General features: G+C 59.7%; 6 protein-coding genes. 2 read left to right on the top strand and 4 right to left on the bottom strand.

The window, feature by feature from the left end; genetic code table 11:
• Positions 1-1,911: DUF6531 domain-containing protein (locus AC3WP4_RS24700; protein ID WP_256581189.1), on the bottom strand; the 1,911-nt coding region annotated here is incomplete at its 3' end.
• A gap of 263 nt (positions 1,912-2,174) precedes the next feature.
• Between AC3WP4_RS24700 and AC3WP4_RS24695 the strand changes: the two genes are divergently transcribed.
• A complete protein-coding gene (locus AC3WP4_RS24695; RefSeq protein WP_102616241.1) occupies positions 2,175-2,870 on the top strand; it encodes an HAD-IA family hydrolase in 696 nt (231 codons plus the stop codon).
• Positions 2,871-2,940: 70 nt separating this feature from the next.
• Here AC3WP4_RS24695 and AC3WP4_RS24690 read toward each other — a convergent pair whose 3' ends face one another.
• Positions 2,941-3,687 (bottom strand): 3-oxoacyl-ACP reductase family protein, encoded by a 747-nt coding sequence (locus AC3WP4_RS24690; RefSeq protein WP_074874979.1) that lies wholly within the window; start codon positions 3,685-3,687, stop codon positions 2,941-2,943.
• Between the two features lie 125 nt (positions 3,688-3,812).
• Here AC3WP4_RS24690 and AC3WP4_RS24685 point away from each other — a divergent pair, with 125 nt between their 5' ends.
• The gene (locus tag AC3WP4_RS24685; protein WP_074874981.1) at positions 3,813-4,736 is read left to right on the top strand and encodes a LysR family transcriptional regulator; all 924 of its coding nucleotides are present in this window, start codon (positions 3,813-3,815) and stop codon (positions 4,734-4,736) included.
• Positions 4,737-4,868: 132 nt separating this feature from the next.
• Here AC3WP4_RS24685 and AC3WP4_RS24680 read toward each other — a convergent pair whose 3' ends face one another.
• On the bottom strand, positions 4,869-5,597 hold the full coding sequence (locus AC3WP4_RS24680; protein WP_074874983.1) for an aspartate/glutamate racemase family protein: 729 nt from the start codon (positions 5,595-5,597) through the stop codon (positions 4,869-4,871).
• 56 nt (positions 5,598-5,653) lie between these two features.
• Positions 5,654-7,192, bottom strand: a complete 1,539-nt coding sequence (locus AC3WP4_RS24675) for an NCS1 family nucleobase:cation symporter-1 (RefSeq protein ID WP_102616242.1) — start codon at positions 7,190-7,192, stop codon at positions 5,654-5,656.
• Positions 7,193-7,532 lie beyond the last annotated feature (340 nt).

The following is a 7,532-nucleotide window of genomic DNA, read 5'->3' as shown; positions in this document are numbered from 1 at the left end:
GCGGTAGGCAACCAGTGTTTGTTCGGTACGCCAGGCGTCTTCCAGGGTGTCGGCGGGCTGAAAACGCTGATAGTCGATGGCGAGCAAATGGCTGCGGTCATAGCGCAACAGAAGAGAGCGCCCGGCGCCGTTGTCGAGGCGCTTGATCCTGTCAGAAATGTCCCGCTGCACCGTCAGCCGATTGCCGTAGGCATCGCTGATCGCCGTCAGACGCCCGGCACGGAAATGGAAAAACCGGGATTTTTCCCCCGCCTGGGCGAGGATCAGTTCTTCCGGCTCGTCACCCAGATAAATCGCCGCCCGCGACAGGCTGTTGTGAATCGCCGGGCGCTCACTGGTTGGCAGCGGGAAGGTGGTGCGGCGGTTTTCGTGGTCGATCCAGATAACGCTGTCGCCCTCGATTTCCAGTCGATGCGACAGCGAATGACTCCAGCCAAACCCGAGCCCGCAATCGATCTCCACCGCACTGGTGCGATAGAGGCGGGTGAACTCGAACGGCAAAATCCCGTCCAGCGTACCGTCGTTGAGGGTCAGCAGTTCCTCGCCGGTGACCATCGACACCGGGCATTTGTTGGTCGCGGTTTTATCGACGGAATCGGCGCTGTCGCCGTTGGGGTTTTTCGCTTGATCGGGCGCATCGTCGCGATGTTCCTGCCGACCAATCCTGGTCATGGCTTGAGACTTGTCGCGCGCGATGGCCACTGGATTCTTCACCGACAGAACTGGCGCAACACCTGGGGTGATTTGCAACGGCACGGCGGGCGCAGGTTTGATCGGTGCATGCCGGCTGTGGACCATCAGCGGTTTTAGCGTGCCCGCGTGGGCTGTCAGGTCAGACCTGGCGGTGAGCTCAGCCAGTCGCAAACTGGCGCCCGCCAGCCATTTCCGGGTTCGCGGGGACTTGATTCTGGACAGCACCTTCTCACTCAGGTGCAATTTCAGTCCCGCAGGACTGGTAAGGCACATGAGCAGGAAACTGATCAAAATCTCCGTACGAATTTCCGCCACGACCTCGGCGATGTACTGCGGCGGCAGCATCCTCAGCCAACTGGTGAACGCCGCGAGATGAATGAACATCAACGGCTCGTCGCTCAGCATCAGCAACACCTTGGCGATGGATTCCGCCGAAGCGTTCAGCAGCGTTTCAAGCTCGGATCGGGTCAGGTATTCAAGGAGTTTTTCGCTGTTGGCCTGCAGGTCGGCGATCAGGACGTAAACCTGTTTTACGTCATCCCACAAACCGTTCAGCGAGTTCTCGAAGCCGCGCCAATCGGCCTGTTGCAGCATGCCGTAGCGCTCGATGAAAGCGGCCTGGGAGAACCCGGCCCACGCCGGTTCGAACTCGCTCGTCCACTCGTTGCGCAACCAGCCTTCCAGCTCGTCGATGACGCCCTGATAGGAGGCGTAAAGTGCTTTGACGTGATCGGCGGATACATCGGGAAAGAAAGTGATGCGATAACGCTGGCCGCGCTGGCAATCGGGGATTTCCAGAATGCCGCTGGGGCCGATCTCGTCGTAGATCGGCTTGCCGAATGTCTGCTTACCCGCCACGTCGGAAAGCAAAGGTTCAAGCATCATCGGCGTATTGCCGATCGGCACGAAGCGCGCCGCCTCAAACATATGCACCAGGGTCAACGGGCCGCTGGCCGGGCACGCGGCGACTGTCGCGCTGACAGGCGTAGTGGAATTCTTCGGCGCGCTAAGCCGGACTTCGTTGCCGACCTTGAATACTTGCTCGACATCCAGGGCCTTGCCGGTCCAGAAACTTTCAGCCCAGGCGTCGTAGTCGTTCAGGCACAGTCGAAAATCACCCAATACCGCTTCGACATTCGGCTGCTCAGGGTCCATGGCGGCGACCACCAGCAGCCCGATGGTGTTGTTCAAGGCCAGGAGGTTGTCAGGTATGAACATTCGCTGTCCCTCGCGCGGATCAATTCAGAGCGCGAGACTTTGCGTGGGATCGGCGAGGAAAGAAGTCAGGAAAGTAAGTGTTTGGTGTAGGGGAAATCGTTAAATGACCAACAGCACTTCGGCGCAGGTTTCAATACCGATCAGGTATTGCCCGTTGCTCTATGCCCGCTGCGCTCGCTATGCTGCTGAATCCTTTAATCGATCGCGGACCCGGCCGTACCTGAGCCGCCTCTGGGATGTCATTAGAAAACGGATCAGATGCGATGAATGCACCGCTAAATGAATTCGGCCCGATCAAGGCCGTGATTTTCGATATGGATGGCTTGTTGCTGGACACCGAGGGCATTTACACCGAAGTCACGTCGATAATTGCCGCGCGTTACGGGCGGGTCTTCGACTGGAGCATCAAGCAGAACATCATCGGCCGTGGCGCGGGCGATCTGGCGCGTTATGTGGTCGAGGCGCTGGACCTGCCGATTTCCGCCGAAGAGTTTCTGGTGATCCGCGAACCGCTGATGCGCGAGCGTTTTCCTACAGCACTGGCGATGCCTGGCGCACAGGAGCTGGTTCGGCATCTGAAGGCCAATAACATTCCGATTGCGGTAGGCACCAGCTCTTCGCGTCAGTCGTTCGGCCAGAAAACCACCTTGCACCGCGACTGGTTCGCGCTGTTCGATTTCATCGTGACGGCCGATGATCCGGAGGTCGGCGCGGCCAAACCGGCGCCGGACATTTTCCTCACGGCGGCGCGGCGCCTGGGTGTCGCGCCTGAGGATTGCCTGGTGTTCGAGGATTCGCCGTTCGGTGTCACGGCGGCGAAAGCGGCGGGAATGACCGCGATTGCGATCCCGGATGCGGCGATGGCTGACGAAAAATACGCACACGCCGATGGCATTCTTCGTACGCTGAAAGCGTTCAAGCCGAGCGCTTGCGGTTTGCCGGCGCTCGAATGGGCTTAAAGCTGCGCACATCAAAACGCCGGCAACCTGACCAGGGTTACCGGCGTTTTTTTATGCGTGATTCAGAACATCAGGCGCCGAAACCACCATCGATGGTCAGGCTGGCACCGGTGATGTAGCCGGCTTCGGGACCGACGAGGTAGGCGACGAAGCTGGCGATTTCTTCCGCTTTGCCGTAACGACCCACCGCCATCAACGGGATCAGGCTTTCGGCGAAGTCACCAGTGGCCGGGTTCATGTCAGTGTCGACCGGGCCCGGTTGCACGTTGTTGATGGTGATGCCGCGCGGGCCGAGGTCGCGCGCCAGGCCTTTGGTCAGGCCGACCAGCGCCGACTTGCTCATGGCGTACGGGCCTCCACCGGCGAAGGGCATGCGGTCGGCGTTGGTGCTGCCGATGTTGATGATGCGACCGCCTTCGGTCATGTGTTTGGCGGCGGCCTGGGTGGCGATGAATACACTGCGCACGTTGATCGCGAGGGTCTGGTCGAAGTCTTCGAGTTTGAAATCTTCCAAGGGGGCAACGGCCAGTACGCCTGCGTTGTTGACCAGAATGTCCAGGCGGCCAAAGGCGTTTACGGTGGCGGTCACGGCGTCGCGAATGGCCTCGGCGTCGGCGCTGTCAGCCTTGATGGCGAGGGCTTTGCCGCCGTTACCGGTGATGCTGTTTTGCAATTCTTCGGCCTTGGCCGTGGAGCTGACGTAGGTGAAGGCCACTGTCGCGCCTTCAGCGGCCAGGCGTTTGACAATGGCGGCACCGATACCGCGGGATCCGCCTTGAATCAAAGCCACTTTGCCGCTGAGGTTCTGAGTAGTCATATCGATCTCCAAAGTCCCGAGGCGAGATGTCTCGGTTGATGGAGCCTAGTATCGATTCAGTGTTACCAGCTGTGTAGACGGTAATTGCGATAGTCTGTGTAAACCAAAAGTTTATAGTGGCGCTTATGGAAACCTTCAGCAGTATCGAATGCTTCGTGCGCAGTGCCGAGGTCGGCAGCTTCGCCGAGGCCGCACGTCGCCTGAGCCTGACCCCGGCGGCGGTGGGCAAGAGCGTCGCCAAGCTTGAAGCGCGGCTGGGTGTGCGGCTGTTTCAGCGCAGCACTCGCAGCCTGACGCTCACTGAAGCGGGTCATCGGTTTCTCGGCGAAGTGAGTTCCAGTCTTCACACGATCCAGAATGCCGTGGCCAATCTGGCCAGCGCCGAGGGGCTACCCGCGGGGACGTTGAAGGTCAGCATGGGCACGGTGTTCGGGCGTTTGTACATCGTGCCGTTGCTCGGGGAGTTTCTGCGGCGCTTTCCGGCGATCAACCCGGACTGGCATTTCGATAACCGTCAGGTCGATCTGATCGCTCAGGGTTTCGATGCGGCGATTGGTGGGGGATTCGAGCTGCCGCAGGGGGTAGTGGCGCGCAAGCTGACACCGGCCCATCGGGTGTTGGTCGCGTCAGCCGACTATCTTGCAGGGCGTGAGGTGATTGCCGAGCCCGATGATCTCAAACATCACGATGGCATCCTGATTCGATCGCCACAGACGGGTCGTGTGCGTTCCTGGCAATTGACCAGTCGCACCCAGCAACACAGCCCGCTGACGCTCAAGGCGCGGATGACCATGAGCGATTCGGAGGCGGCCTGCGCTACCGCCGCCCAAGGGTTGGGCATTGCGCTGGTGAGCATGCCGTTTGCCGTGGGCTATCTGGAGGCCGGGACCTTGCAGCGGGTGCTGCCGGAATGGTTTGTCGACGATGGCAACATTTCGATCTATTACGCGGAGCACAAATTGTTGCCGGGCAAGACTCGGGCGTTTGTGGATTTCATCATTGAGCAGTTTGCGGAGCAGGGGTTGGGGCAGCGGTTTAGTGCGGTTTGAGCCAGCTTCAAAACCGAGGCGCGGCCATCGCGGGCAAGCCACGCTCCCACAAGATCTGCGTCGTTTACATTATTGAGATACGACACAGAACCTGTGGGAGCGTGGCTTGCCCGCGAAGAACGATAACGCGGTCTACTGCCCGAAACGCCCGGGCCAGCCAATAATCTTCTTCGGCCGCGGCGTCGCATAGGTCCGCACCTTGGACGTCGACAATCCCAACCGCACCAGCGACTCGGCAATCGTCACCGCCGCCGTCACACCATCCACCACCGGTACGCCAGTGCGTCGGCGAATCTGTTCATCCAGCCCGGCCATGCCGCCGCAGCCCAGGCAAATCACCTCGGCCTTATCTTCAAGCACGGCCAGTTCCGCCTGACGAATAATGGCTTCCAGCGCACGCTCGGGATCGGATTCCAGTTCCAGCACCGCCAAACCGCTGGCCCGCACCGACGCGCAACGGTCCCAGAGTCCGGACAGTTTGAGGCGGTCCTCGATCAGCGGCACGGTGCGGTCCAGCGTAGTGACCACCGAGTAGGCATGGCCGAGGAACATGGCAGTGCTGGCCGCCGCATCGGTGATGTCCACCACCGGCACGTTGAGCAACTCCTGCAAACCCTCGCGGCCGTGCTCGCCGTAACCGGCCTGGATCACGGCGTCGAAGGGTTGGTCGTAGGACATTACCCGGTCCATCACCGCGATGGCGGCCAGATAACTTTCGAAATTGCCTTCGATGGAGTCAGCACCGAAGTAGGGCGTCAGGCCGATGATTTCCGTGCCCGGCGCGGCCACGGACTGAGCCGAACGCGCGATGGCCTGGGTGATGGATTCGGTGGTGTTGACGTTGACCACGAGAATTCGCATGGGAAGTCCTTATAGCGGGTGATTCTGCGGCCCGACGGTGCCGGGCCGCCAAGGGATTAATGGCTGACGTTATCGACGGCGATGGCTTCGCCGCTGACGTCGGCGTAATGGGGCTGCCGTTTGGCGATGATCAGGTAGAGCATCCCGGCAATCCCGGCACCGATCAGCCAGGAGAAAGGCGATACGCTGTCGAAGCCGGGTACCAGCGCCAGGACAATGGCGATCAGCGCGGCAGGAATGAACGCCGCGACGGCGCGTAAATTGACTCCACGGCTGTAGTAATAAGGACCGTTGGGGTCTTCGCTGTACAACTGCGGCACATTGACCTGACCTTTTCGTACGAGCCAGTAGTCAACCATGATCACCCCGTACAACGGGCCGAGCAGGGCGCCAAGGCCGGACAGGAAATACACGATCACCAGCGGACTGTTGTAGAGATTCCACGGCAGGATCAGCACCGCGATGGTCGCGCTGATCAGCCCGGCGCGGCGGAACGTCAGGTATTTGGGCGCCAGGTTGCTCAGTACGAAGGCCGGGGCGACGAAGTTGGCCATGATGTTCACCGCCACGGTGACGATCAGGAACGCCAGGCAACCGAGCACCAGAAAGAAGGTGTCGGGAATCGAGGCAATGATCTCGGTCGGGCTTTCGATGATCCGGCCATTGATCTGGAATTGCGCGCCGCAGAGCAGGACGGTGATGCTGGCGAACACCAGGATATTCACCGGCAGGCCCCAGAAATTACCGACCTTGATGGTCTTGCGGCACGGCGAAGAACGGGCGAAGTCGCAGAAGTTGAGGATCAGCGTGCCGTAGATCGACAGCCACAACGCGCCGCCAGCAAAGATGTTGCGCCACATCTCGCCGCCGGTCAGTGGTTCGCGGATCGACCAGGCGATGGTCGCATTGGCCTGAAAGTACATCCACGCGGCGAGGGCGGCGACGGTCAGCAGAATCACTGGCCCGGCGAATGCTTCGTAGCGCCGCACCATTTCCATGCCATAGGCAAGAATCACCAGTTGCACGAACCAGATCGCCACGAAACATACCCAGCCCAGGCTCGATAGGCCGAGGATCGAGTTGTGGTCGTAGTCGGCGAAGCCTGGATGAATGGCGGTCAGCAGTACTCGAAAGACCACCGAGGCCAGGTACGTCTGAATCCCGAACCAGGCGATGGCGATAACGGCACGGATCAATGCAGGAATCTGTGCCCCGTGAATGCCGAAACTGATCCGGCTGATGACAGGAAACGGCACACCGGTCTTCTGTCCCATGTAGCCGGAGAGGTTCATGAAGCAATACACCAGCGCCGCGCCGATCCCCAGGGACAGCAGGATTTGCCAGCCGCCCAGTCCGAGGGCGTACAGCCCGATGGCGAATGAGTAATTGGCGATGTTGTGAACGTCGTTGGTCCACAGGGCGAAGATGCTGTAGCGGCCCCAGCGTCGACCTTCGGCCTTGGTCGGCGCCAGGTCCTGGTTGTGCAGGCGAGGGCTGAGTTCGACGGGTTCGTGAAACGTTTGGTCGTGAGAGGTTGAAGGTGGGGAGGAGGGCAGATCCAGCGCGATGTTGTTGTTGGAAAGACTAGTACGCATTCCGGCAGGCTCCGAGCTTGGCGTCGCGATGACTGTGCATGAGCGTTGGCTCGACAAATCTTCGTCGCGGGCAGTCAGCATCATTGGTTACGGGGCATCTGCAGCCTGTACGGGATAGGGCGCTTCAGGCTTGCGGATCTAAAGTGTGTGTATGTTTTGAAGTGATTGTATACAAAACATGTATGCACTTAAGCCAGATCCATGCTAGTCAGCGATCTATGAATTTCATCGCTAATTTCGTTTTGTTATCAGTAGGCGATAAGTGACTGAAATAAAGGCAATATAAATTGACTGTTTGAACAGGTATTTATTTTTCAGCGGGATTTGCAGGAAATGTCGA

The organism is Pseudomonas sp. FW305-20 (assembly GCF_058788075.1).
This window is presented reverse-complemented; position numbering and strand designations above follow the sequence as displayed.

Bases quoted from the DNA above. Each gene is read 5' to 3' on its own strand.
- AC3WP4_RS24675 (WP_102616242.1), bottom strand. From the start codon at position 7,192: ATGCGTACTAGTCTTTCCAACAACAACATCGCGCTGGATCTGCCCTCC.
- AC3WP4_RS24685 (WP_074874981.1), top strand. From the start codon at position 3,813: ATGGAAACCTTCAGCAGTATCGAATGCTTCGTGCGCAGTGCCGAGGTC.
- AC3WP4_RS24690 (WP_074874979.1), bottom strand. From the start codon at position 3,687: ATGACTACTCAGAACCTCAGCGGCAAAGTGGCTTTGATTCAAGGCGGA.
- AC3WP4_RS24680 (WP_074874983.1), bottom strand. From the start codon at position 5,597: ATGCGAATTCTCGTGGTCAACGTCAACACCACCGAATCCATCACCCAG.
- AC3WP4_RS24695 (WP_102616241.1), top strand. From the start codon at position 2,175: ATGAATGCACCGCTAAATGAATTCGGCCCGATCAAGGCCGTGATTTTC.